The sequence below is a fragment of the Streptococcus sp. 210928-DFI.4.42 genome (assembly GCF_020554365.1).
Taxonomy (GTDB): Bacteria; Bacillota; Bacilli; order Lactobacillales; family Streptococcaceae; genus Streptococcus; species Streptococcus parasanguinis_S.
In genome coordinates this window covers 73,838-99,720 of the sequence record NZ_JAJCHF010000005.1, presented here as the reverse complement: position 1 = coordinate 99,720, position 25,883 = coordinate 73,838, and the positions used below count along the sequence as shown (strand labels likewise).

At 40.6% G+C, this 25,883-nt stretch carries 26 protein-coding genes and 1 other annotated feature; all 26 genes read left to right on the top strand.

From position 1 onward, the window contains the following. The first annotated feature begins 127 nt into the window (after positions 1-127). A complete protein-coding gene (clpX, locus tag LIZ08_RS03280; RefSeq protein WP_003007442.1) occupies positions 128-1,360 on the top strand; it encodes an ATP-dependent Clp protease ATP-binding subunit ClpX in 1,233 nt (410 codons plus the stop codon). A gap of 11 nt (positions 1,361-1,371) precedes the next feature. After that, complete coding sequence (yihA, locus tag LIZ08_RS03275; RefSeq protein ID WP_003016353.1) at positions 1,372-1,974, top strand: ribosome biogenesis GTP-binding protein YihA/YsxC; 603 nt, start codon at positions 1,372-1,374, stop codon at positions 1,972-1,974. Positions 1,975-2,123: 149 nt separating this feature from the next. Next, positions 2,124-2,828 (top strand): glucosaminidase domain-containing protein, encoded by a 705-nt coding sequence (locus LIZ08_RS03270; RefSeq protein ID WP_031573113.1) that lies wholly within the window; start codon positions 2,124-2,126, stop codon positions 2,826-2,828. A 158-nt stretch (positions 2,829-2,986) separates the two neighbouring features. Next, positions 2,987-3,784 (top strand): formate/nitrite transporter family protein, encoded by a 798-nt coding sequence (locus tag LIZ08_RS03265; protein ID WP_031573115.1) that lies wholly within the window; start codon positions 2,987-2,989, stop codon positions 3,782-3,784. A 60-nt stretch (positions 3,785-3,844) separates the two neighbouring features. Further along, positions 3,845-3,979 (top strand) — a sequence feature (ribosomal protein L10 leader region). Positions 3,980-4,017: 38 nt separating this feature from the next. Further along, positions 4,018-4,518: a 50S ribosomal protein L10 gene (rplJ, locus tag LIZ08_RS03260; RefSeq protein ID WP_003001722.1), complete on the top strand. Its 501-nt coding sequence runs from the start codon at positions 4,018-4,020 to the stop codon at positions 4,516-4,518. A 73-nt stretch (positions 4,519-4,591) separates the two neighbouring features. Next, complete coding sequence (rplL, locus tag LIZ08_RS03255; RefSeq protein ID WP_003016256.1) at positions 4,592-4,960, top strand: 50S ribosomal protein L7/L12; 369 nt, start codon at positions 4,592-4,594, stop codon at positions 4,958-4,960. Positions 4,961-5,209: 249 nt separating this feature from the next. Further along, positions 5,210-5,653, top strand: coding sequence for a hypothetical protein (locus LIZ08_RS03250; RefSeq protein ID WP_155169738.1), 444 nt, complete (start codon positions 5,210-5,212; stop codon positions 5,651-5,653). Positions 5,654-5,849: 196 nt separating this feature from the next. After that, positions 5,850-6,302: a lipoprotein gene (locus tag LIZ08_RS03245; RefSeq protein WP_227038264.1), complete on the top strand. Its 453-nt coding sequence runs from the start codon at positions 5,850-5,852 to the stop codon at positions 6,300-6,302. Between the two features lie 177 nt (positions 6,303-6,479). Continuing rightward, the gene (locus LIZ08_RS03240; RefSeq protein ID WP_227038263.1) at positions 6,480-8,216 is read left to right on the top strand and encodes an ABC transporter ATP-binding protein; all 1,737 of its coding nucleotides are present in this window, start codon (positions 6,480-6,482) and stop codon (positions 8,214-8,216) included. A gap of 13 nt (positions 8,217-8,229) precedes the next feature. Next, a complete protein-coding gene (locus LIZ08_RS03235) occupies positions 8,230-10,008 on the top strand; it encodes an ABC transporter ATP-binding protein (RefSeq protein ID WP_031573162.1) in 1,779 nt (592 codons plus the stop codon). A gap of 145 nt (positions 10,009-10,153) precedes the next feature. Beyond that, positions 10,154-10,663: a GNAT family N-acetyltransferase gene (locus tag LIZ08_RS03230; RefSeq protein WP_031573164.1), complete on the top strand. Its 510-nt coding sequence runs from the start codon at positions 10,154-10,156 to the stop codon at positions 10,661-10,663. Between the two features lie 129 nt (positions 10,664-10,792). After that, the gene (gene cls / locus LIZ08_RS03225) at positions 10,793-12,367 is read left to right on the top strand and encodes a cardiolipin synthase (protein WP_031573167.1); all 1,575 of its coding nucleotides are present in this window, start codon (positions 10,793-10,795) and stop codon (positions 12,365-12,367) included. A gap of 15 nt (positions 12,368-12,382) precedes the next feature. Next, positions 12,383-13,042: a DNA alkylation repair protein gene (locus tag LIZ08_RS03220; RefSeq protein ID WP_031573169.1), complete on the top strand. Its 660-nt coding sequence runs from the start codon at positions 12,383-12,385 to the stop codon at positions 13,040-13,042. 283 nt (positions 13,043-13,325) lie between these two features. Continuing rightward, complete coding sequence (locus tag LIZ08_RS03215) at positions 13,326-14,327, top strand: DUF3137 domain-containing protein (protein WP_155169749.1); 1,002 nt, start codon at positions 13,326-13,328, stop codon at positions 14,325-14,327. Next, complete coding sequence (locus LIZ08_RS03210) at positions 14,324-14,878, top strand: LemA family protein (protein WP_155169752.1); 555 nt, start codon at positions 14,324-14,326, stop codon at positions 14,876-14,878. Before LIZ08_RS03215 ends, LIZ08_RS03210 begins: the two co-directional genes overlap by 4 nt. Positions 14,879-15,023: 145 nt before the next feature. Continuing rightward, positions 15,024-16,100, top strand: a complete 1,077-nt coding sequence (locus tag LIZ08_RS03205; RefSeq protein ID WP_031573177.1) for an aspartate-semialdehyde dehydrogenase — start codon at positions 15,024-15,026, stop codon at positions 16,098-16,100. 139 nt (positions 16,101-16,239) lie between these two features. Further along, entirely contained in the window at positions 16,240-17,175 is a 936-nt protein-coding gene (gene dapA, locus LIZ08_RS03200) for a 4-hydroxy-tetrahydrodipicolinate synthase (protein WP_118228155.1), read from the top strand. A gap of 71 nt (positions 17,176-17,246) precedes the next feature. After that, positions 17,247-17,585, top strand: a complete 339-nt coding sequence (locus LIZ08_RS03195) for an ATP cone domain-containing protein (protein WP_006597242.1) — start codon at positions 17,247-17,249, stop codon at positions 17,583-17,585. Between the two features lie 113 nt (positions 17,586-17,698). Beyond that, positions 17,699-18,550, top strand: a complete 852-nt coding sequence (gene ylqF, locus LIZ08_RS03190; RefSeq protein WP_023918177.1) for a ribosome biogenesis GTPase YlqF — start codon at positions 17,699-17,701, stop codon at positions 18,548-18,550. Then, a complete protein-coding gene (locus LIZ08_RS03185; protein WP_155169754.1) occupies positions 18,537-19,304 on the top strand; it encodes a ribonuclease HII in 768 nt (255 codons plus the stop codon). Before ylqF ends, LIZ08_RS03185 begins: the two co-directional genes overlap by 14 nt. Positions 19,305-19,307: 3 nt before the next feature. Then, the gene (locus LIZ08_RS03180) at positions 19,308-20,237 is read left to right on the top strand and encodes an ROK family protein (RefSeq protein ID WP_129299244.1); all 930 of its coding nucleotides are present in this window, start codon (positions 19,308-19,310) and stop codon (positions 20,235-20,237) included. A 61-nt stretch (positions 20,238-20,298) separates the two neighbouring features. After that, positions 20,299-21,147 (top strand): DNA-processing protein DprA, encoded by an 849-nt coding sequence (gene dprA / locus LIZ08_RS03175; RefSeq protein ID WP_227038262.1) that lies wholly within the window; start codon positions 20,299-20,301, stop codon positions 21,145-21,147. An 86-nt stretch (positions 21,148-21,233) separates the two neighbouring features. Then, complete coding sequence (gene topA, locus LIZ08_RS03170) at positions 21,234-23,315, top strand: type I DNA topoisomerase (protein WP_031573190.1); 2,082 nt, start codon at positions 21,234-21,236, stop codon at positions 23,313-23,315. A 106-nt stretch (positions 23,316-23,421) separates the two neighbouring features. Then, positions 23,422-24,099, top strand: a complete 678-nt coding sequence (locus LIZ08_RS03165) for a SatD family protein (protein ID WP_227038261.1) — start codon at positions 23,422-23,424, stop codon at positions 24,097-24,099. Further along, positions 24,083-24,787 (top strand): DUF3307 domain-containing protein, encoded by a 705-nt coding sequence (locus tag LIZ08_RS03160; RefSeq protein ID WP_227038260.1) that lies wholly within the window; start codon positions 24,083-24,085, stop codon positions 24,785-24,787. Before LIZ08_RS03165 ends, LIZ08_RS03160 begins: the two co-directional genes overlap by 17 nt. 132 nt (positions 24,788-24,919) lie before the next feature. Next, positions 24,920-25,876: a hypothetical protein gene (locus LIZ08_RS03155; protein ID WP_227038259.1), complete on the top strand. Its 957-nt coding sequence runs from the start codon at positions 24,920-24,922 to the stop codon at positions 25,874-25,876. Positions 25,877-25,883 lie beyond the last annotated feature (7 nt).

Genomic DNA, 25,883 nt, shown 5'->3' with positions numbered 1-25,883 from the left:
AACGGTTTGGCCTCGCTATTTTATTCTTACTAAATGCTTTTACCAATCTTGTGAATTCTATTCACGCTTTTTACATGACCTTATTTTAAACTAAATAGAAACAGAAAATGACAGAAAGAGGAAATACATGCCAACGAATCAAAATAATGATATGATGGTTTATTGTTCATTTTGCGGAAAGAGTCAAGATGAAGTCCAAAAAATCATTGCAGGAAACAACGCGTTTATCTGTAATGAATGTGTCGAGTTAGCCCAAGAAATTATTCGTGAGGAGCTAGCAGAAGAAGTTCTTGCAGACCTTAGCGAAGTTCCAAAACCAATCGAATTGCTCAATATTTTGAACCACTATGTGATCGGTCAAGATCGTGCCAAACGTGCTCTTGCTGTAGCAGTATACAACCACTACAAACGCATCAACTTCCACGATACGCGCGAAGACGAGACAGATGTTGAATTGCAAAAATCAAACATCCTCATGATTGGTCCTACTGGTTCAGGTAAGACTTTCTTAGCCCAAACCTTAGCACGTAGCTTGAATGTCCCATTTGCCATTGCAGATGCAACAGCCTTGACAGAAGCTGGTTATGTGGGTGAAGACGTTGAAAATATTCTTTTGAAACTTCTTCAAGCGGCTGATTTCAACATCGAACGTGCTGAACGAGGAATTATCTATGTCGATGAAATCGATAAGATCGCTAAGAAGAGTGAAAATGTTTCTATCACACGTGACGTTTCTGGTGAAGGGGTACAACAAGCCCTCTTGAAGATTATCGAAGGAACTGTCGCTAGTGTCCCACCACAAGGTGGACGCAAACACCCACAACAAGAGATGATCCAAGTGGATACCAAGAATATTCTCTTCATCGTGGGTGGGGCTTTTGACGGGATCGAAGAAATTGTCAAACAACGTCTCGGTGAAAAAGTCATCGGTTTCGGTAAGAACAATAAAGCTATTGATGAATCAAGCTCTTACATGCAAGAAATCGTGGCAGAAGATATTCAAAAATTCGGGATTATCCCAGAATTGATCGGACGTCTTCCAGTCTTTGCTGCTCTTGAGCAATTGACAGTTGACGACCTTGTCCGTATCTTGAAAGAGCCACGCAATGCCTTGGTAAAACAATATCAAACCTTGCTCTCTTATGATAATGTTGAATTGGAATTCGATGATGAAGCCCTTCAAGAGATTGCCAATAAAGCCATCGAAAGAAAAACAGGAGCTCGTGGACTTCGTTCGATTATCGAAGAAACGATGATGGATGTCATGTTTGAAATTCCAAGTCAAGAAAATGTCAAACTTGTTCGAATTACAAAAGAAGCTGTAGATGGAACTGAAAAACCAATTCTCGAAACAGCCTAGAAAGATAAAATATGGAAATTAACACACATAATGCGGATATCCTCTTAAGCGCTGCAAATAAGAGTCATTATCCTCAAGATGAGATTCCAGAAGTTGCACTTGCCGGTCGATCCAATGTCGGCAAGTCTTCTTTTATTAATACTCTCTTAAATCGAAAAAACCTGGCCAGAACATCTGGAAAACCAGGAAAAACTCAATTGCTCAATTTCTTCAATATTGATGATAAACTTCGGTTGGTAGACGTACCTGGTTATGGCTATGCCCGTGTCTCTAAAAAAGAGCGAGAGAAGTGGGGGCGGATGATCGAAGAATACCTCACTAGTCGTGAGAACTTAAAAGCAGTCGTTAGCCTGGTTGATTTTCGTCACGAACCTTCTGCAGATGATGTCCAAATGTATGAGTTCTTAAAATATTATGAAATTCCTGTAATCTTAGTTGCTACCAAGGCAGATAAGATTCCGCGTGGAAAATGGAATAAACATGAATCGATCATCAAGAAAAAACTAGATTTTGATCCAGCTGACACCTTTATTGTCTTTTCTTCTGTAACCAGGGAAGGACTAGAGAAGTCATGGGATGCTATTTTAGAAAATGCGTTTTACGAAATAAATTGAAATGACATGAAAATGTCATTTTTGTTTTGGATTTATCTCGCAATTGTAATACAAGTGTAATATAAGTTGCTTTGTTTTCTTCTATCTATATGGTATAATTTCTATAAAGATAAAAGATGATAAAAATTTAATTGGAGATAAATTGTATTATGAAAAAGAAAATACGGAATAAAACGAAATTATTTGGTTTGTTCGTTTCTGTATTAGCAGTGGGGACATTTGCTGCTGCTATGAGCGAGCACGTCACATCAGTTGGTGCTAATGATGGAACTTACCAAGCTTATTCAGACCCTACTGAAGCTTTCATCTCACAAATTGGTGAGTCAGCTCGTCAGCTCGGTCAAGAGAATGACCTTTATGCTTCCGTTATGATCGCACAAGCCATCCTTGAAAGTGGATCAGGTCAGTCTGGCTTGTCTTCTTATCCGCATTACAACCTTTTCGGGATTAAAGGAAGTTATGCTGGCCAATCTGCAGTGATGCAAACTTGGGAAGATGACGGGGCTGGAAATGCCTATACCATTAATGATGCTTTCCGTTCATACCCATCTTACTATGAATCATTGCAAGACTATGTAGTAGTTTTGAAACAGGGACATTTTGCAGGTGCTTGGAAGAGTAACACATCAAGTTATCAAGACGCAACAGCAGCTTTGACAGGTGTTTATGCAACAGATACTAGCTACTACGCAAAGCTCAATAATATCATTGAAACCTATAATTTGACTCAATATGATTCACCAAATGTTCAGGGTGGCATCACTGGTTCGGTATACAATCCATATCGTCAACAGTTCACTTCACAAGAAATCTTGAATTTGGATATCGCTTGGGCAAACCGTTTAAACTATTAAAAAAGAAAAGCAGGCAAATGCCTGTTTTTTATTATTTCCCGGAATATGATTTAAAACGTATATATTTTGAATTTAAGAATTCTTCCTGAAAACCTTTTCAAACTGTTTTGTCTATGATATAATGATTTTATTCACAAACATTATATAAGGAGAATAGTATGTCTGAATCTAATTTTATTCAAAAAGTTGGAGCGGCGTGTAATAAGAAGGAAGATCTCTATCAGAAATCTAAAACGCGTTATGCAGTTCGCTCTATTTTTGCTGGAGGATTTCTTACTTTAAGTACGGCGGTCGGAGCAGTTGCAGCTGACTTATTAAATACCTTTGTACCTGGAACGGGTCGTTTCCTATTTCCATTCATCTTTGCCTGGGGGTTGGTTTACCTCTTATTCTTAAATGCGGAATTAACCACCTCAAATATGATGTATTTGACGGCGGGAACCTATCTAAAGAAAATTCATTGGAAGAAAGCTTTGGAGATTCTACTTTATTGTACCTTCTTTAATTTAATTGGTGCTTTAATTGTAGCTTTTCTTTTCAATCAAACAACTGCCTTTGCACATATCGATCCAAAAGGATTCCTAGCCACGGTGGCAGAAAATAAACTCCAACGGAGCAATCAAGTGGTTTTCTTTGAAGGGGTTATTGCCAATATCTTTGTAAATATTGCTATTCTTTCTTATCTATATTTCAAGGATGAAACAGCGAAGGTGCTCTTAGCCCTATCTGCTATTTATATGTTTGTCTTTATGACCAATGAACACTTGGCGGCTAATTTTGCTTCTTTCTCATTATTAAGCTTTAATTCAGTATCTAGCCAATTGCCACATTTTGAATTTTTAAATATTTTACGTCACTATGGTGTGACCTTCTTTGCCAACTGGGTAGGAGGAGGAGTCCTAATGGGACTAGCCTATGCTTGGTTGAATAATATCAAGAGTCTTTACAACGACTAAAAAATATAAAAAAGTTTGCAAAAGTACTTGCATTCTTTTTTTATATGTGATAAACTAGTCTACGGTTTGAAAAAACTGCCTAAGACAGTAGGGGAGCTCGACTCATAAAAATCCTACCGAGGACAAAACGTATCAATTAAAAGAAGCGTATTGTACTTTCGTGTCTAGGTTTGGGCGCGTTTTTCTTTTGGAAAAATTCCCCAAGCAAAATAATTACGGAGGTGAACACACTAATGAGTGAAGCAATTATTGCTAAAAAAGCGGAACTTGTTGACGTAGTAGCTGAAAAAATGAAAGCTGCTGCATCAATCGTCGTTGTAGATTCTCGCGGTTTGACAGTTGAGCAAGATACAGTTCTCCGTCGCAACCTTCGCGGAAGCGAAGTTGAGTTTAAAGTTATCAAAAACTCAATCTTGCGTCGTGCAGCTGAAAAAGCTGGTCTTGAAGATCTTGCATCTGTATTCGTTGGACCTTCTGCAGTAGCATTTTCTAACGAAGATGTTATCGCACCTGCGAAAATCTTGAACGATTTTGCAAAAGACGCTGAAGCACTTGAAATCAAAGGTGGTGCAATCGAAGGCGCTGTCGCATCTAAAGAAGAGATTCTTGCACTTGCAACTCTTCCAAACCGCGAAGGACTTCTTTCTATGCTCCTTTCTGTACTTCAAGCGCCAGTGCGCAACGTTGCTCTTGCAGTCAAAGCGGTTGCAGACAACAAAGAAGACGCAGCTTAATCTTAAGCTACGCAGCGTAGCCTAGCTACAAAAAATAAAACATAAAATTAAAACTTATTTGGAGGAAATAACAATGGCATTGAACATTGAAAACATTATTGCTGAAATTAAAGAAGCTTCAATCCTTGAATTGAACGACCTTGTAAAAGCTATCGAAGAAGAATTTGGTGTAACTGCAGCTGCTCCTGTAGCTGTTGCTGCAGCTGGTGCTGCTGACGCTGGTGCTGCTAAAGATTCATTCGATATCGAATTGACATCTGCAGGCGACAAGAAAGTCGGCGTTATCAAAGTTGTACGTGAAATCACTGGTCTTGGTCTTAAAGAAGCTAAAGAACTTGTTGATGGTGCACCTGGCGTTATCAAAGAAGGTGTTGCTACAGCTGAAGCTGAAGAAATCAAAGCTAAATTGGAAGAAGCTGGAGCTTCAGTTACTCTTAAATAATAGAGTTTCCAATCAAAACGAAAACCGAGGTTTAGGCCTCGGTTTTTTTGTCGTTGAAAATAATGATGATAGAATGTGAATAGAGGGCTTTTATAAAGCTAACATGTGTAGCTCTCTTTATTTTCTCTAAACCTACTAAATAGTGCAGTTTTAATGATGTTACAATGATTTTACATTTGCTATATTCCCTTGAGATGTTGCTAATTTGTTGCTATAATGGCTATAAATCATATCATAAAGGGGAAGATGATGAAAAATTTTAAACGTCTTTTGTTAGCTGTTGTAGCTGTCTTTGCAGCAGTCTTTTTGGTAGCTTGTGGCGCAAAAAGCGACAACGGTACTTACGTGTTTGAGCCTACTAAAGATGAAATCAAAGAAATTATGCCAAGTGAATTTCAATCTTTGATAGGTGATAATTACTCATTTACTATTTCTATTACAATTAAGGATAAGAAAGGCGAGATGAAAGTAGACACGAATGCAGGTGGTCAAAATGTTAATCAAGTGATTAAGTTGGAAGTAGACCAAAAAGCTAAAACTCTTGTCTCAGAAAATGAGTATGGGAAAGCGGAAATTACTTATCAAGTTTCAGGAAATGTGTTAACGATTAAGGATGTGAAGAATTCTTTAATGGGTGACACAGACATGTTTAATAACTACATGAAAATTGCTAAGTTTAAAAAAGTTAAATAGTTAATAGAGGTGGGATCTAAATCCTACCTTTTTATGTGTATTTATTATGATTATCTATTAGAATTCTAACTAAATTTTTGATTTTTATCTAATAGCAATAGTTTGAACCCAGTCAAACTAAATAATGTAACAATTTCATTGCGATGCAATGGAATTGTTGCTATAATAGGGATATTCTATGAAATGAGGAGAAATTATGAAAAACTTTAAACAGTTTCTTTTGGCTCTAGTAGCTTTCTTTGCTATTTTTCTTTTAACTGCGTGTGGTGCAAAAGGTGACAACGGAACCTATGTTTACAAACCATCTACAGCAGAAATGAAGAAAATTCTTAAAGATCAAGGAGCTTCCAGTTCAGATATTGATTCTCTAAATAATAAATATTCCTTGGAGTTGTCCATTGATATTAACGATTCAAAAGGATATTTAAATATTAAAACTGAAAGACCCGGCCATAAAACTGTAGATTCAACAGAAATTAAAGTTAATCAAAAGACTAAAACAATCGGTGCGTTAGAAGGCAAGGGTGAGAAGGTTAAATATAAGATTAAAGGAGATACCCTGACATTGAACTTTACAAAAGATCAAGAATCGACGAATCAATTTGCGTCGTCGCTTCTTAAAAACGCTAAATTCAAACGTACAAAATAAAACGACTGAAGAGCGGGGGAACCTGCTCTTTTGCTTTACTTTTATGACTGGTTTGATATAATAAATGAGACTACAGATGGGACTGGGGCAGGAATGATTTTCTTTGAAAATGATTTCGTCTCGCTCCCTCTTTTCTGTGTGATCAAGGTTATTATTTATGGAAAAGGAGAATCATCTATGCTTTATATTTGGTCTTACTTGAAAAAGTATCCCAAGTGGCTAGCTCTGAATCTATTTTCAGCAGTCCTGTTTGTTATTGTCAATTTGGGCTTGCCAACGATTCTAGCTCGCATGATTGATGAGGGGATTAACCCGCGTGATGTGGATCGGCTGTATTTCTGGGGCTGGGTTATGTTTGCGATTATTTTGCTTGGGATTGTGGGACGGATTATCTTGTCTTACGCGGTTGGCCAGCTAACGACCACCATGGTCCGCGATATGCGCAATGACCTCTATGCTAAGTTACAGGAGTATTCGCATCGCGAGTATGAGCAAATTGGGGTATCCTCATTGGTCACTCGCTTGACTTCGGATGCCTTTGTTTTGATGCAGTTTGCGGATTCTATGTTGAAGATGGGCGTCATCACACCCTTGATGATGGTTTCCAGCGTTCTCTTGATTCTGACAACCAGTCCTTCTCTAGCATGGATTGTAGCAGTATCTGTACCATTTCTTGCTGTCGTTGTCTGGTATGTAGCAGTCAAGACACGTCCACTTTCTGAGAAGCAACAAAAGACCCTTGACCATCTCAATCAGTTTGCGCGTGAAAATTTGACAGGTCTCCGAGTGATTCGTGCCTTTGCCCGCGAAGAATTCCAAGAGGATAAATTTGCGGCTGAAAATGAAGTCTACGCAGAAAACTCGAATAAATTGTTCAAACTAACTGGTTTGACAGAACCTCTATTTGTGCAGATCATCATTGCTATGATTGTGGCGATTGTCTGGTTTGCTTTGGATCCTCTTCATGACGGTAGTTTGAAAATTGGGGATCTGGTTGCCTTTATTGAGTATAGCTTTCACGCGCTCTTATCTTTCCTCTTTTTAGCCAATCTCTTTACCATGTATCCTCGTACTGCGGTCTCTAGCCGTCGGCTCAAGGAAATCATGGACATGCCCATTTCGATTGATCCAAATGAGAATGGGATAACAGAAACAGCATCTCGTGGCTATTTGGAATTTGACAATGTCACCTTTGCTTATCCAGGTGAGACGGAGAGTCCAGTTCTCCATAATATTTCCTTTCAAGCCAAACCTGGCGAAACCATTGCCTTTATCGGCTCGACCGGTTCTGGGAAATCTTCACTTGTGCAGTTGATTCCTCGATTCTATGATGTCACCCTAGGGAAGATTTTGGTCGATGGTGTGGATGTCCGTGACTACAATCTGAAAGCCCTTCGCCAAAAGATTGGTTTTATTCCACAAAAGGCCTTGCTCTTTACGGGAACCATTGCTGAGAACCTTCGTTATGGGAAAGAAGATGCCTCTGTACAAGAGCTAGAACAAGCGGCTGAAATTTCCCAAGCCAAGGAATTTATCGACAGCCGTGAGGAACGCTTTGATACCCATTTGGCAGAAGGTGGTAGCAACCTTTCAGGTGGTCAAAAACAACGCTTGTCTATCGCTCGTGCCGTTGTCAAAGATCCGGATATCTTTATTTTCGATGATTCCTTCTCTGCTTTGGACTACAAGACGGATGCCACTTTGCGGAAGCGTCTCAAAGAAGTTACAGGAGATGCGACCGTTTTGATCGTAGCGCAACGTGTGGGAACCATTATGGATGCGGATCAAATAATTGTCTTGGACCAAGGGGAAATTGTCGGTCGAGGAACCCACGATGAATTGATGGAAAGCAATGAGATCTATCGTGAAATTGCTAATTCGCAGCTCGATAGTCCATCATTGACAGAGGAATAGAAAGGAGAAGCAGATGAAACAAGAACAAAACAGTTTTAGTAGACTATGGACTTACTTGAGAGCCTATCGCTTGGAAGTTTGCTTGTCCATTTTCTTAAAAATCCTGAGTGTCGTCATGAGTGTTGTCGAACCCTTTGTTTTGGGGCTTGCGATTACTGAGTTGACAAAAAATCTCATGGATATGGCAAAAGGCCTTGCGGGAGCTGGTCTTAACACCTCCTATATCGCGATCATTATGACGCTCTATCTATTCCGTGGGGTCCTCTATGAGTTGGGATCTTATTATTCCAACTATTTCATGACTAATGCTGTTCAAAAGACCGTTCAGGACATGCGAAATGATTTGTCCCATAAAATCAATCACATTCCCGTTTCTTTTTTTGACCGGCATCAGTTCGGAGATTTGCTAGGACGTTTTACTAGCGATGTCGAAACTGTCTCTAATGCTTTGCAACAGTCCTTCTTACAAATCGTTAATGCTATCTTTACCTTGCTCTTTGTCATCAGCATGGTCTTGTACTTAAACATCCAGCTGGGGCTAGTGGTCATTTTGTCCATTCCGATCACTTATTTCAGTGCTCGATTTATCATGAAAAAATCTCAACCTTACTTTAAAGAGCAGGCAGATGTTTTGGGAGCAATGAACGGCTTTGTGCAAGAAAATTTAACAGGATTTAATGTACTTAAGCTCTACGTTCGGGAAAAATCTTCTCAGGAAGAGTTTCATGATATTACCCATCACCTTCAAAAAGTAGGATTCAAGGCTAATTTCATTTCTGGCTTAATGATGCCGATTTTACATGGGATTTCAGATTTGACTTATCTCATTATCGCTTTGTTTGGTGGCTTGCAAGTGATAGCAGGACGTTTGACTGTCGGGAATATGCAGGCCTTCGTTCAATATGTTTGGCAGATCAACCAACCGATTCAAAACTTGACCCAATTGGCAGGACAGCTACAAAGTGCTAAGTCGTCTCTAGATCGGATTTTCCAAGTCATGGATGAACCAGATGAAGTAGCAGATGTGACAGAAACCCTCTCTGGAGATTTGACAGGGCAAGTCAGCTTTAAAAACGTTGATTTCCAATACGTAGCGGACAAACCCTTGATTCGTGATTTCAACCTAGAAGTCAAACCAGGTGAAATGGTGGCCATTGTCGGACCAACCGGAGCAGGAAAAACAACCCTGATTAATTTGCTGATGCGCTTTTATGATGTGACTGCAGGATCGATTACAGTCGATGGTCATGATATTCGCCATCTATCTCGCCAAGATTACCGCAAACAATTCGGAATGGTGCTTCAGGATGCTTGGTTATATGAAGGAACCATCAAAGAAAACCTTCGCTTTGGTAATCTCGAGGCAACGGATGAAGAAATTGTGGAAGCCGCAAAGGCAGCCAATGTCGATCACTTTATCCGGACGCTTCCTGGTGGTTACAATATGGAAATGAACCAGGAGTCTAGCAATATTTCTCTAGGGCAAAAGCAACTCCTAACCATTGCGCGTGCGCTCCTAGCGGATCCTAAAATCTTGATTTTGGATGAAGCGACGTCTTCTGTCGATACGCGTTTAGAGCTCTTGATTCAAAAAGCCATGAAGAATTTGATGAAAGGGCGGACTAGCTTTGTCATTGCTCACCGCCTGTCTACCATTCAAGAAGCAGATAAAATCCTTGTTCTCAAAGATGGCCAAATCATCGAGCAAGGAAATCACCAATCCTTGTTGGCAGACAAAGGATTCTACTATGAGCTCTACAATAGCCAATTTTCAAATAAAAAAGCGGAATAAGCTAAAGAGGTTGAGACTGGATTTCTCAACCTCTTTTCTATATAAATCCTTTTGCAAAAAATGAAACTATTAGATCATTGCCTCTCTTCATTGACAGTGAGAAGGCTTATCGGTATACTAGGTATAATCTAATTAGGAGGCCACCATGATGATTCGACCCGTTCAGCTCAGCGATGCAGCAGCTATCCGAGCGATTTACCAACCTTATGTGACAGAGACAACCATTACCTTTGAGGTTGATGTGCCGACTGTCCAGGAATTTGAAAGCCGCATCGCAAAAACGCTGACCCAATTTCCTTATTTGGTCGCAGAAGTGGATGGGAAAGTTGTGGGGTATGCCTATGCCTCGACCTATTATGCACGCGCTGCCTATGATTGGACCACTGAATTATCTATTTATGTAGCCAAAGAGGCGCGTGGACAAGGGATTGGAACGGCTCTTTATACGGCCTTAGAAGAGGAGTTGCAAGCACGAGGCTACTTACGCTTTCTGGCTTGTATCGCAGTTCCGAACGAAGCGAGCATTTCCATGCATGAAAAGCGGGGCTATGTTCAAGTCGCTCACTTCCCAAAAATTGGCTATAAGTTTAACAAATGGCATGATATCGTCTGGATGCAAAAGACCATAGACGGTGCTGTTAGGAAAATACGGTAGAAATCACGACATTTGTAAATTGCAATAGCTAATTATCCCCGACTTTTTCATAGGCTAAAATGATACTAATAAAATTACTGAAAGAGACCGGAAAGTTGTGATGATCTCCCCTACATGAAAGGAGCCTATATGACTCAAGAACAGAGTGCTAGACTGTTACCCCAAAAGCCCTCCAGATGGGCCAAAATTCTACTTAACCGAAAGGTTCCCATTCTCCTGTTCTTCTTACTGGAATTGGCCTTTCTTGTCTTTTCATATCTCAGCCTACAAGAGCATTTCCCATCCGTTATCTTATGGGAACACTTGTTGAGTGTCTTTACCTTCTTTTACTTGCTCAATCGTTCAATGGATTCTCGTTCCAAGCTGTCCTGGATAATTATCATTTCCCTCTTTCCAATTTTTGGGACGGCTCTGCTCTATTTTTCGTTAGCTGATTTGGGTGTAAGACGCTTGAAGAAACGACTTGAGAATGCTACAGTGCAGGTATCCGACTATCTAAGCACCGATCCAGAAGTTGCTGATTATTTATCCCAAAGTGATCGCCAATTACAGAAATTAGCTTATTTTCTGGAGCATAGTCCAGCCCAGTTTCCTATCTACAGAGACACAGAGGTCACCTATTTTCCACTTGGAGATGACATGCTACCAGCCTTGTTGGAGGATTTGAAAAAGGCGGAGCGTTATATCTTTATGGAATATTTCATTATTGACGAAGGGATCATGTGGGGCGAGATTTTAGCCATTTTGGAGGAGAAGGCCAAGGCAGGTCTGGATGTTCGTGTCATGTTTGATGGGATGAATGAGATGACTACCTTGTCCTACGATTATATCGAGCGCTTGCACAAGGTTGGCATTAAAGCTCAGGCCTTCTCACCAGTCAAGCCTATTCTATCAACCTATTACAATTACCGAGACCATCGAAAGATTACAGTGATTGATGGTCAATTTGCTTATACTGGTGGCGTTAATATCGCTGATGAGTATGTCAATAAACGAGAACGCTTTGGTCATTGGAAGGATACGGCCCTTCGATTAGATGGTTCAGCAGTTCAAACGCTAAAAGCTCTCTTTTTGACCATGTGGACAGTGACTGGAATAGAAGATAAAAGGGATATGGAGCGCTATCTACAAGAAAAACCTCAACAAAGAAAGAGTCAGGGCTTTGTACTCCCTTATGGCAATTCACCATTGACCTATCACAAAGTGGCTGAGGATGTTTATCTTCATTTACTGAATACATCGACCGATTATGTTCACATCATGACCCCTTATTTGATCTTGGATGACGAATTGGTTAGAGCTATGACTTTCGCGGCCAAACGCGGAGTAGATGTTCGGATCATTATGCCAGGGATTCCAGATAAACAATATGCCTTTGATATTGCGACGACCTATTTTAAAGTGCTCTTGGATGCTGGCGTCCGTATTTTCCGTTATACCCCAGGTTTTGTCCATGCTAAAGTTTATGTTTCTGATAGCCAACAAGCTGTGGTAGGAACCATTAATACAGACTACCGAAGTCTTTATCAAAATTTTGAAGATGGGGTTTATCTCTACAAAAATCTGGAAGTGCTAAAGATTGAAGAAGATTTTGAGAAAACCCAGGCTCTCTCAGAGGAAGTCACTCTAGAAAGTTTATCTAAAATGCCTATGGCTCATCGTCTGGGCGGTTATCTTTTTTCTCTGATTGGACCTTTGATGTAAAAAAGGAGGAATCATATGGATACAAAAATTCTTTTGAAATTGTTAGAAGACCAAGCTGATCCAGAGAAAGTCCCAGCAATGGAAGCTTATATGAAAAATAAATTCAGCTTTCTTGGCGTTCAAAAACCAATTCTCAAAAAGATTGAAAGAGATTTTTTTAAGCCTTTCATAAAGGATCCAATTGATTGGGCTTTTGTGGAAGAGTGTTGGCAGCAACCGTACCGTGAGTTCCAATATATTGCTATGGATTATCTGGATAAAAAGAAGAAGGAGCTTAGACCTGAAGATTTTCCAAAGCTAAAGGAATTGGCTCAAACCAAATCATGGTGGGACAGTATAGATCAATTGGACCTTATCATCGGAGAGATTACTTTTCACTATCCAGAAACCAAGCAGGTTATGCTAGATTGGAGTAAGGATCAGGACTTTTGGTTGAGGCGGATTGCCATTGATCACCAGCTTATGAGGAAAGAAAAAACAGATACGGATTTGTTAGAAAAAGTGATCCTCAATAATCTAGGTCAAAGCGAGTTCTTTATAAATAAGGCAATCGGCTGGAGTTTACGCAATTATTCCAAGGTTAATCCGGATTGGGTAGGGGCCTTTATCGACCGCTATCGAGAGCAGTTATCTCCTTTGAGTATTCGAGAAGGAAGCAAGTACCTACCTTCTTGACAGTTTGTGGATGTTCATGGTAAACTAGATTTATGCGATGAGTCGATTGGCTCTTAGGAGCCTTTTGCGCTGAGGAGGTCTACATTCAATTGTAACGCAGGAGCGGACCTTGAACAGTTGTGTGAACCGGCTGTTCTCACCGAAAGGTGCCTCAAATCCTGGTCTTCGGATCAGGATTTTTTTGTGTCTTCAAAGGACCGAAACTATTATAATACAGTTGCTACAAAGTTATGTTGGTGTTATAATATAGTAAAGTGCCTAGGTCAGAAAGGAGTGGAGTTGATTGGGAGATTTCTATCATTCTAATGATTCAGCATCTACAGACTATTCGCAGAAAATTGAAGAGCTTGAAAACTCCAAACAATTTCAGGATGCCATCGGATTGATCCGAGAACAGATGAAGAACAATCTTCAGTGGAATGTTTTGCGATCCTTTGGTATTATTTGCGCCATACTGTCTCTCATTTTATTGCGTTTTGCAGCTATTCCTTTGATCCTTTTAGTTGTTGGTTTGTATTATTGGCCACAATATAAAAAACGAAAAGCCTTGTTTGGGGATCGAATTCGTTCGAACGATGAGATCTATCTTGATGATATCCTTTCGCCTGTATTAAAGGAAGTTTTTCCTCGAGCTTCGATCAAAGAGGACGGTTCCATCCCTTCTGAAGCTCTCTCGCATTTATGTCCTCGGTCGACTGATTTTCTATGTTTCAAAGAGCTATCATTTCATGATGACAAAGAGCTGACAGTGTCAAATCTCTATGCCCATCATACGGAGACTCGTTACCGGACATCTAATGGACATACGAGGACGGAACATGTGGAAGTTACAGATTTCCTTGGACAAGTGTTCTCTTTATGTCTACCGATCAATTTCTCCGGTCATCTTCGGGTTGTGCCAACCAAGAAATCATTTCTTTTTAAGAGGGAGGTGAATGGGGTTTATCCTGGAGCCAGAGGGGATGAAGTTCAGATTGAAACAGAGGATATTCGCAATAACGAGAATTACAATATCTACTGCACGGATGAACTGTCTGCCCGAAAATTTCTCACCCCTAAGATGTTAGAATGGTTTGATCGACAAATTTTTCAAAATGCCATGTGTGTATTTTTGAAAGACAATAAACTTTTTATTTCTTTGTATACTGATCGCTATATCTTTCCGACTCCCCAAAAACCAGAAGATATTGATCAACTATCTTTGGTGACTGAATATCATAAATTATGCAGAGAACTAGCTTTAATTAAAGAAATAACAGCAATTTTTGAAGGAGAAGCATCATGAACGTCATTATTGGAATCATCCTATTATTTCTTGTCCTATTGGCCATTTGGTTTATTAGTGTAGGAAATCGCCTCAATCGCTATCTAGTAACCATTGAAGAATCAAAGAGAACGGTCGATATCGTTCTTGTAAAACGCTATGATACCATTTCGGAAATGCTAAAAGTAGCCAAAGCCTATGCCAAACATGAGCAACAGATTTTCACTGATTTAGTTGCTTTACGCCAAGGAGCAACAATTCAAGAATCCAACCAAGTTATTACCAATCAAAACGATGTCCTGGCACAAATTCGTGCAGTTGGTGAAAATTATCCAGAGCTCTTGTCTTCTAATCAATTCTTAGCCTTGCAAAAGGAAATCGCTGACGAAAATGAAGATCTTGCTGCAGCGAAGCGAATTGTCAACAGTAATGTCAGCCACATTAATCAAGAAATTGTTTCATTTCCGGCGTCTATCGTAGCAGGTTTAAAGGGGATCCATCAAGTTCCATTTCTTGCTGAAGAAACACAAGGTAAGAAAGATTTAAGCGACTTGAACTATGACCTGAACTAAAGAGCTATTTATGATAAATAACCATCAAGAATCCTGGTCTTAGAATCAGGATTTTTTCCTACTGTTGGTACTTTTCATTTATGCCAAAAAATTGTATAATAGTACAAATACTCAATTTTTAGAAAATTTTGAAAGAGGATTTACTATGGGATACACAGTTGCTGTTGTCGGTGCTACAGGTGCCGTTGGTGCTCAAATGATCAAAATGTTGGAAGAATCTACTCTTCCAATCGATAAAATTCGCTACCTTGCGTCAGCACGTTCTGCAGGAAAAGTCTTGCAATTTAAAGGGCAAGACGTGACCATTGAGGAAACGACTGAAGATGCTTTTGAAGGCGTTGATATTGCTCTTTTCTCAGCTGGTGGTTCAACATCTGCCAAATATGCACCTTATGCGGTGAAAGCAGGCGCAGTAGTGGTTGATAACACTTCTTATTTCCGTCAAAATCCGGATGTCCCATTGGTAGTTCCTGAAGTGAATGCACATGCTCTTGATGCTCACAACGGAATCATCTCTTGTCCAAACTGTTCAACAATCCAAATGATGGTCGCTCTTGAGCCAGTTCGTCAAAAATGGGGCTTGGACCGTATCATCGTATCTACTTACCAAGCTGTTTCAGGTGCCGGTATGGGAGCTATTCTTGAAACCCAACGTGAGTTGAAGGAAGTCTTGAATGATGGGGTCAACCCACGCGATGTCAAAGCTGAAATCTTGCCTTCAGGTGGTGATAAAAAACATTACCCAATTGCTTTCAACGCTCTTCCACAAATTGACGTCTTCACAGAAAATGACTATACTTACGAAGAAATGAAGATGACAAACGAGACTAAGAAAATTATGGAAGACGATAGCATTGCCGTGTCAGCAACTTGTGTGCGGATTCCAGTCTTGTCAGCTCACTCAGAGTCAGTCTACATTGAAACAAAAGAAGTGGCACCAATTGATGAAGTGAAAGCTGCTATTGCAGAATTCCCAGGTGCAGTTCTTGAAGACGATGTTGCTCACCAAGTCTACCCACAAGCCGTTAATGCGGTCGGATCACGCGATACCTTCGTTGGACGGATTCGTAAAGACTTGGATGCTGAAAAAGGAATCCATATGTGGGTGGTTTCAGATAACCTCCTTAAAGGAGCTGCTTGGAACTCAGTCCAAATCGCAGAAACCCTTCACGAACGTGGGCTCGTACGTCCAACAGCTGAATTGAAATTTGAGTTGAAGTAGGCAACGGAACAGAAATCAGTAACTCGAAGAGTTTGATTTCTTCCGTAGCTAACTAACAAATCAACTTGTTTTATGAACAGATCATGAGGCAAAGGCAAGCAAGCCCCAGCCTCTTTCTTATATAGAGAAAGGTTTTTCTATGTCTTATCAAGATTTAAAAGATTGTAAAATCATCACTGCATTTATCACCCCCTTCCATGAAGATGGGAGCATTAATTTTGACGCTCTTCCTGACTTGATCGAGCACCTCTTGGCTCATCATACAGATGGGATTCTCTTAGCTGGAACGACTGCAGAAAGTCCAACTCTGACCCACGATGAGGAATTGCAACTCTTTGCGGCTGTTCAAAAGATTGTCAATGGTCGAGTTCCTTTGATCGCTGGTGTCGGAACCAATGAAACCCGCGACTCGATTGAGTTCGTCAAAGAAGTAGATGCTTTTGGTGGCTTTGCAGCAGGATTGGCTATCGTCCCTTACTACAACAAACCATCTCAAGAAGGAATGTATCAACACTTTAAAGCGATTGCGGATGCATCTAATCTTCCGATTATTATCTACAATATTCCTGGACGCGTGGTCGTGGAAATGACGCCTGAAACCATGCTTCGTTTGGCAGAGCACCCAAATATCATTGGGGTCAAAGAGTGTACAACCCTTGCTAATATGGCCTACTTAATTGAACACAAGCCAGAAGAATTTCTCGTCTATACTGGGGAAGATGGAGATGCTTTCCATGCGATGAACCTTGGGGCTGATGGAGTGATCTCGGTGGCTTCTCATACAAATGGAGATGAAATGTATGAGATGTTACAAGCCATTGAGCACAACGATATTAAAAAGGCTGCGGCTATCCAACGTCAGTTTATCCCTAAAGTCAATGCACTCTTCTCATATCCGAGTCCAGCTCCTGTCAAAGCTGTCTTGAACTATATGGGCTTTGAAGCAGGGCCAACTCGTTTGCCATTGGTGCCAGCACCGGCAGAAGAAGCGAAACGTATCATCAAGGTTGTAGTAGATGGGGATTACCATGCTACTAAAGAGATCATTACGGGAGTTCTTCGCCCGGATTATTGATGTCTTAGATTCTTGACAAATCCCCTATTTATTAAGATAATAGAAGTATATTGATGATCAAGGAGAATAAGATGGAAGTCATTAAACGTAGTGGTGAAGTTGTAGAATTTGACCCAGATAAAATCTATCAAGCTGTTTTGAAGGCAGCACAAACAGTTTATGTCTTGACGGATGATCTTCGCCAAAACTTGGCGCAAGTGACCAAGAAAGTTGTGATGGATTTGGAAGAAGCTAAAGTGGAACGTGCGACGATCAGCATGATCCAGTCAATGGTTGAGCACCGTTTACTTGGTGCTGGTTATATTACCATTGCTGAACACTATATTTCTTATCGCTTGCAACGTGATTTGGAACGGAGCGGCTATGGTGATCATATCGCCGTGCATTTGCATTTTGAGCAAATTCGCTAGAATATAAAATAGAAGTTACTTAGGTAGCTTCTTTTTTAGTATTTTTCTTAATCACAGTGATTTCAGAAAACATGGTATAATAGAAGAGATTGAACTGGAAAGGAATGGAGAACATGGCAACTATACAATGGTTTCCTGGACACATGTCCAAAGCTAGAAGACAAGTACAAGAAAATTTAAAATTTGTGGATTTTGTGACGGTTCTGGTAGATGCTCGTTTACCCCTATCAAGCCAAAATCCTATGTTAACGAAAATTGTTGGTGATAAGCCTAAATTAATGATTTTGAACAAGGTAGACTTGGCAGATCCTGTAGCAACAAAAGAATGGCAGGACTATTTTGAGTCTCAAGGCATCAAAACCTTGGCTATCAACTCCAAAGAGCAATCTACGGTTAAGAAGGTCACAGATGCTGCTAAGAGCTTGATGGCCGATAAAATTGCCCGTCAAAAGGAACGGGGAATTCAGATTGAAACCCTTCGGACCATGATCATCGGAATTCCTAATGCCGGGAAATCAACTTTGATGAACCGCTTAGCAGGGAAAAAGATTGCTGTTGTTGGGAATAAACCAGGGGTGACCAAGGGGCAACAGTGGTTGAAAACCAACAAAGACCTTGAAATCTTGGATACTCCTGGGATTCTCTGGCCCAAGTTTGAAGATGAAGAAGTGGCCTTAAAGCTCGCTTTAACAGGTGCCATCAAAGACCAGTTGCTTCCAATGGATGAAGTGACCATCTTTGGTCTTAACTATTTCAAAAAGCACTATCCAGCTGTTTTGCAGGAACGTTTTAAACAAATGGATCTGGAACAAGAAGCTCCTGAAATCATTATGGAAATGACCCAGAAATTAGGATTTCGAGAGGATTACGACCGTTTTTACAGTTTGTTTGTCAAGGATGTACGTGATGGTCGTTTGGGACGCTATTCCCTTGATCGTGTAGGTGAAATAGATGCCAACGATTAAAGAAATCAAAGAGCGTTTGGCAACGATTGACGATCTAGATCATCCCTTATTTGAAGAATTGATCCTTGATGGTCGAGCGGGGGTTCAAGCGGCTATCAGCAAACGAAAACGCGAACTCCAAAAACAAGTGGATGAAGACTTGCGTTTGGAAAAAATGCTAGCCTATGAGAAAGAACTTTATGCTCAAGGGATTGATCTTATTGCAGGTGTGGATGAAGTGGGACGCGGCCCATTAGCGGGTCCAGTTGTTGCAGCTGCCGTGATCTTGCCGAAAGCTTGTAAAATTCCGGGACTCAACGATAGTAAAAAGATTCCAAAATCCAAACACAAAGAAATCTATGAGGCTGTGCTCCAAAACGCCATTGCGATCGGAATCGGCATCAAGGACAATCAAGTGATTGATCAGGTTAATATCTATGAAGCTACGAAGCTAGCCATGATGGAGGCCATTGGTCAGTTAGAGCCTCAACCCCAGCATCTTTTGATTGATGCCATGAAGTTGGATCTTCCTATTCCCCAAACTAGTATCATCAAAGGGGATGCCAACTCCTTATCCATTGCTGCAGCATCCATCGTAGCCAAGGTGACTCGGGATCAGATGATGGAAGAGTTTGATTGCGAATATCCGGGTTATGATTTTACGCAGAACGCTGGCTATGGGACGGCTAACCATCTGGCTGGCCTCGACAAGCTGGGAGTGACTCCTATCCATCGGCGTTCATTTGAACCCGTCAAATCAATGTGTGAGGATTAGGCTATGCTATTTACCATCGATATCGGAGGGACCTTTATAAAGTACGGTCTGATGGATGCAGACTATCAATTGATCCGTACAGACAAGATCCCAACACCATCTACGATTGAGGACTTTTGGCAAGGATTAGAAGGAATCGTTGCTCCTGTACGGGAAGAAATCGAGGGAATCGCCATTTCATGCCCTGGTGAGATCCAAAAGAGCCTTGGCTTTGTCTTTCGAGGTGGTCTCATTCCATATTTGCGAGGCATTCCTCTAGCTAGTAGATTGCAACAAACATTTCAAGTACCCGTCACCGTTCTTAATGATGGAGAAGCTGCTGGTCTAGCGGAAGCAAGGCTTGGCAATCTAAAAGATTGTTCTTGCGGTGCGACCTTGGTCTTAGGGACAGGAGTCGGCCTTGCTCTTCTTTCTAACGGTGATCTATTGAGAGGATGGCAACTGACAGAATACATTCGGACTATTGATAAGGCAGAAAGAACACCAGAAAATCGCCGCTTTCATCGCGGACTCTTTTTGCAAGGTATTTCCAATCTTTTGGAAAACACCGGTTCAGCTGTTCAATTTGTTGAGAAGGCTAGTCACATCTTAAACCTAGAAAAGGCAGATGGTATAGCCGTTTTCAAGGCTCTTGATCAAGGAGGCCATGAGGAGCTGAAATCCTTGTTTCGGGAGTATTGTCATGATATTGCTATTCTGATTTTTAATCTTCAATCATTGCTCCTGCTTGAGAAGGTGACAATTGGAGGGGGCATTAGTAGCCAACCGCTACTGATCGATGAGATCAGTCGACAATACCATAACCTACTCTCTCAAAAAGGGCATAAACAATTTGAGGCCTTGCCGATCCAAGCGGCTCGCTTCCATAATGAAAGCAACTTGATTGGTGCCGCATCTTACTTTTATTCTTCTACATATCAAAAAAAGTTCTAGAAATAGAGCTTTTTTTCCATTCTTTTTCGAATAAATAAGTGAGAGGAAGTAGAAGGTGACCATGGAGAAATTTGAAATCTTTAAATTAAAAGAAGCTGGTTTATCAAATGAGCAAGTCTTGAGAATTTTGGACTACTGTAGGAAAGACCAAGCCTTACCAAGCTTAGAAGAGATAGCAAGGATCGCTCGCTGTCGCAGTATTATTCATTTTGTAGACAAATACCGGCAGCTGGATGAAGAGCATTTACACAAGGAGTTTGAACGGTTCCCATCTCTATCCATTTTTGATCCTGAATACCCGGAGGAATTGCTACAGATCTACAATCCTCCTGTACTCCTTTTTTACCAAGGAGATTTGGAGCTGTTAACCAAACCGAAGATTGCAGTCGTAGGAGCTCGGGAAACGACGCGAGAAGGGGTGCGATCTGTAGAGAAGATTATTAAAGAACTTGGAAATGAACTGGTCATCGTTAGTGGACTTGCTAAGGGAATTGATGCGACAGCTCATTATGCCAGTATACGAAATGGTGGCAAGACCATCGGAGTGATAGGAACGGGACTGGATGTCTTTTATCCTAAAAGCAATCAAAGACTGCAGGCACATATGGGGGAAAACCATCTGATCTTGAGCGAGTATGGTCCAGGGCAGGCCCCACTTAAGTTTCATTTTCCTGAGAGAAATCGCATCATTGCAGGTCTCTGTCAGGCAGTGATTGTGGCAGAGGCGCGACTCCGTTCAGGCAGTTTGATTACTTGTGAGCGTGCTATGGAAGAAGGCCGAGACGTTTTTGCTATTCCAGGAAATATTTTAGATGGAAAATCTGCAGGCTGCCATCATCTGATTCAAGAAGGTGCAAAGCTTGTCACCTCAGGCCAGGACATTCTTGATGAATTGAAATACGAATTGTGATTTTCCTATAGGAGAAGTTCCTAGTTGACATCTTTCTTAAAATGTATTAAACTCAATGAGATTTATACAATACAGAGGGATAAAACGTGGTAACAAAAAAGAAAAGCAGTACAACCAAGAAAAATTTGGTGATTGTGGAGTCTCCTGCTAAGGCGAAAACAATCGAAAAATACCTTGGTCGTAACTACAAAGTCATGGCTAGTGTTGGCCATATTCGGGATCTGAAAAAATCTACGATGTCTATTGACTTCGACAATAACTATGAACCGGAGTATATCAATATTCGCGGAAAAGGTCCCTTGATCAATGATTTGAAAAAAGAAGCTAAAAAAGCCAAACAAGTCTTTCTCGCAAGTGACCCGGACCGAGAAGGAGAAGCTATTTCTTGGCATTTAGCGCATATTTTGAACTTGGATGCCAAAGAAAAGAACCGCGTGGTCTTTAACGAAATCACCAAGGATGCAGTAAAAAATGCCTTTAAAGAACCGCGCCAAATCGATATGGACTTGGTCGATGCCCAACAAGCCCGTCGTGTCTTGGACCGGATTGTAGGGTATTCAATTTCGCCTATTCTTTGGAAAAAGGTTAAAAAAGGACTTTCTGCAGGGCGCGTGCAATCAGTTGCCCTCAAATTAATTATTGATCGTGAAAACGAAATTAATGATTTCAAGCCGGAAGAATATTGGACCATTGATGGTGTCTTCAAAAAAGGGACCAAACAATTCCAAGCTAGCTTCTATGGGATTGATGGCAAGAAGATGAAGCTCAACACCAATGAAGAGGTGAAAGCTGTTCTTGAACGCTTAGATGGCAAAGATTTTACTGTTGAAAAAGTTGAAAAGAAAGAACGTCGTCGGAATGCACCACTTCCTTACACCACCTCTTCTATGCAGATGGATGCAGCCAATAAGATCAACTTCCGTACACGCAAGACCATGATGGTCGCTCAGCAATTGTACGAAGGAATCAATATCGGCTCTGGTGTTCAAGGTTTGATTACCTATATGCGTACCGACTCCACACGGATCAGTCCGGTTGCGCAAAATGAGGCAGCTAACTTTATCGTGGATCGCTTCGGTGAGAAATATTCTAAGCATGGAAGCCGTGTGAAGAATGCTTCTGGTGCCCAAGATGCCCACGAAGCGATTCGTCCGTCTAGCGTCTTCAATACTCCTGAGAGCATTGCTAAATACTTGGACAAAGACCAATTGAAACTCTACACCTTGATTTGGAATCGTTTTGTCGCTAGCCAGATGACGGCAGCTGTTTTTGATACTATGAATGTCCGTTTAGGTCAAAATGGGGTTCAATATACAGCGAATGGGAGTCAGGTAAAGTTTGACGGTTATTTGGCTATTTATAACGACTCAGATAAGAACAAGATGTTGCCGGACATGGTAGAAGGCGATATCGTCAAGCAGGTCAATAGCAAGCCGGAGCAACACTTTACCCAACCACCTGCTCGATATTCTGAAGCAACCTTGATTAAGACCTTGGAAGAGAACGGTGTTGGACGACCTTCAACCTATGCTCCGACGATTGAGACCATTCAAAAACGCTATTATGTGAAGCTGGTAGCTAAACGCTTTGAACCAACGGAATTAGGGGAGATCGTTAATAAACTGATTGTTGAGTTTTTCCCAGATATTGTCAATGTGACCTTCACAGCGGAGATGGAAGGGAAACTCGATGATGTCGAACTCGGAAAAGAAGAGTGGCAAAAAGTCATTGATGCCTTCTACAAACCATTCTCTAAAGAAGTCGCCAAGGCTGAAGAAGAGATGGAAAAAATCCAAATCAAAGACGAACCAGCTGGTTTTGATTGTGAAGTCTGTGGCAGCCCGATGGTGATTAAATTAGGACGTTTTGGTAAGTTCTATGCTTGTAGTAATTTCCCAGATTGTCGTCATACTCAAGCCATTGTCAAAGAAATCGGGGTGGAATGTCCAAACTGTCATCAGGGACAAATCATCGAGCGTAAAACCAAACGAAATCGTATTTTCTATGGCTGTAATCGCTACCCAGACTGTGAATTTACTTCTTGGGACAAGCCAATCGGCCGTGACTGTCCAAAATGTGGTCATTACTTAGTTGAGAAGAAAGTCCGTGGCGGTGGTAAACAAGTCGTTTGTAGCAACGGTGACTACGAAGAAGAAAAAGTGAAATAATCTTTTAAATGATTCGATGTCTATTATAACGGCAATTTTCTTAAATGTCTGTTATAATAGACATTTTTGCTTTTTTTCGTTATAATAGACATAAGGAGGTGGGCTTATGTATCTTGCTTTGATTGCAGATGTCATTGATTCCAAAATGGTTCAAGAACGTCTTGACCTGCAAAAACAGGTAGAAAAAACGCTTCAAAAGATGAACGAATTATTTGGAGATTACCTGGCATCCCGTTTTACTTTGACCTTGGGGGATGAGTTTCAGGCGCTTTTAAAAGTGGAGGCTCCAGTTTTTCAAATCATCGATACCTTACGTTCAGAACTAACCCCTACTCAGCTTCGTTTTGGAATTGGCCTTGGGGAGATTGTAACAGCTATTGATCCCTTGCAAAGTGTTGGAGCAGATGGTCCAGCTTATTGGAATGCACGCGCAGCCATCAATTTTGTTCATCAGAAAAATGACTATGGCAATACACAGATTTATTTTTCAAGCGGGAAGGAAAACCAAGACTTTTTTGTGAACGCCCTCATCGCTTCTGGAGAAGCCATTCGTTCAGGTTGGCGGGATAGTCAGGAAGAGATCTTGCTCAATCTTCTAAAGAGATCCGTATATAGCGAGTCCTTTAGTCAGCAGGATTTGGCCCAATCACTAGCTATCAACCCAAGTGCCCTCTCTAAACGGTTGAAGAGTAGCAGTGTCCGTGTTTATTTACGGGGGAGAGCAGGTGCCCTGGCCAGTATACAAAGCATAGTGAAAGGAGAGGAAAATGAGCGGATTGTCTAGTATCGTAGTGAATCCATACTTGATTCTCTTGTTGATTTGTCATTTACTATCAGATTATTATTTTCAAAGCCAAAAGATGGCGGATCGCAAGGATCAGGATAAGAAGGTGCTAGGGCTTCACATTCTATATGTAGCTCTGCCTCTGATCGTGGTTTCTCTCTGTCATCTAGATTTGTGGTGGATTTGCTTGGTCATTTTACTGACTCATGCTGGAATAGATTTCTTAAAACCGATCGTGCAGAAGGGATTGAAATTACCAACCGCCTGGACCTTTGCCTTGGATCAAGTCTTGCATATCGCCATCATTAGCTGTCTAGTCCTTTTAGGAGCGAAGAATGGCACGACCTATCTGCCAATAGACACTTTAAATCTGATTTTTTATGTTCTTCTAGTTGGGAAACCAAGCAATATTTCCTTTAAAATTATGTTTGCTAAGTATCAACCCACCAGCAAGAAGAAAATGGATACGATCACTGGGGCTGGTTCCATGATTGGTTTTTTAGAGCGTTTGGTGATTGGTGCCTGTCTCGTCTATGGGCAATTTGCTTCTATCGGCCTAGTATTTACGGCCAAATCTATCGCCCGCTACAATAAAATTTCGGAAAATCCAGCCTTTGCGGAGTATTACTTGATTGGATCCTTATTCAGTATCCTCTCTGCCCTCCTAGCAGCCTGGTTGTGTCTATGAATCTGGAAGGATACTATGTCAAAAAATATAGATAATTTTATAAGATCACCAATCAACTGGAAATTGATCCCTTTAAGATTCTAACTGTAACGAAAATAAGGATTTTGTTTAAATTGCATGCTAGGAGGAGAAATGAAAAGAAAAGCGATTAAGAAAGTAATTAGTGTACTCTTACCTATGCTGACATTATTAATATTGTCATCATGTAACAACGGAGTAGATAATGATTTAGCGAATGCGGCTATGTCAAATATTCGTTCCGTAGTAGAAGCTGCAGGGCTAAAAGCGGAAGGATACTCGACAGCTGATACGTTCGGCTATCAGGGATCTCCAATTTACATTGAAGGAACTGAAAAATTTGTTGATGTCTATGTAGATTTTGAAAAAGATTATGTTGAGAAAACTCCAGTCCTCAGATATAATCCGAAACTTAAAGAAGTCGAGAAGAAAATTTTCCTAGGTTTTTCGAAGAAAAAAGTCTATCGCCTAGAAATGGAGTATGTTTCTGGTGATGACAATTATGATAGGCTAGACGAAGCATACAATAAGCTACTTCAGAGCGGTAGCTTGATTTCGACATTTTTAAGCGATGATGCGATTAGGAAACTTTATATTAAAAACTCAATTGAATTGAAGTTCTTTAACTCGAGGTCTTCTTTGGTACCAAAAGAAGAATATAGTGGAAATCCAGAAACTTATCTTGAGGAGCAAGAAAAAAGAGAGGCCATTTTAAAGACGGATATCAAAGAACTAGCTCCGTTGATCAAGCAGCTAGACCCAAGAAGAGAAAAAAATCTAGATGATGATATACTTATTCGTAATCGCGAAATACTCTTAAATAGAGTTGCTGATAATCGTTCGACCTTTAGAATTGATATAGACATTGATATAAAAGAGGTACGAAAACAAAACCTACAAGTAACTAATGAAGATATTGAAAATTGGACGGATTCTGATTTTCAATACTTACTTGCTCAAATACTTCAAGTTGATAAACTACCTAGGAATACAGAAGTGGGCTTTAGCATTAGTTACGAAGACAAAAATCAGCTGAATGCTTATAGATCATTCAGCTTCAATAAACAATGATTTTCGA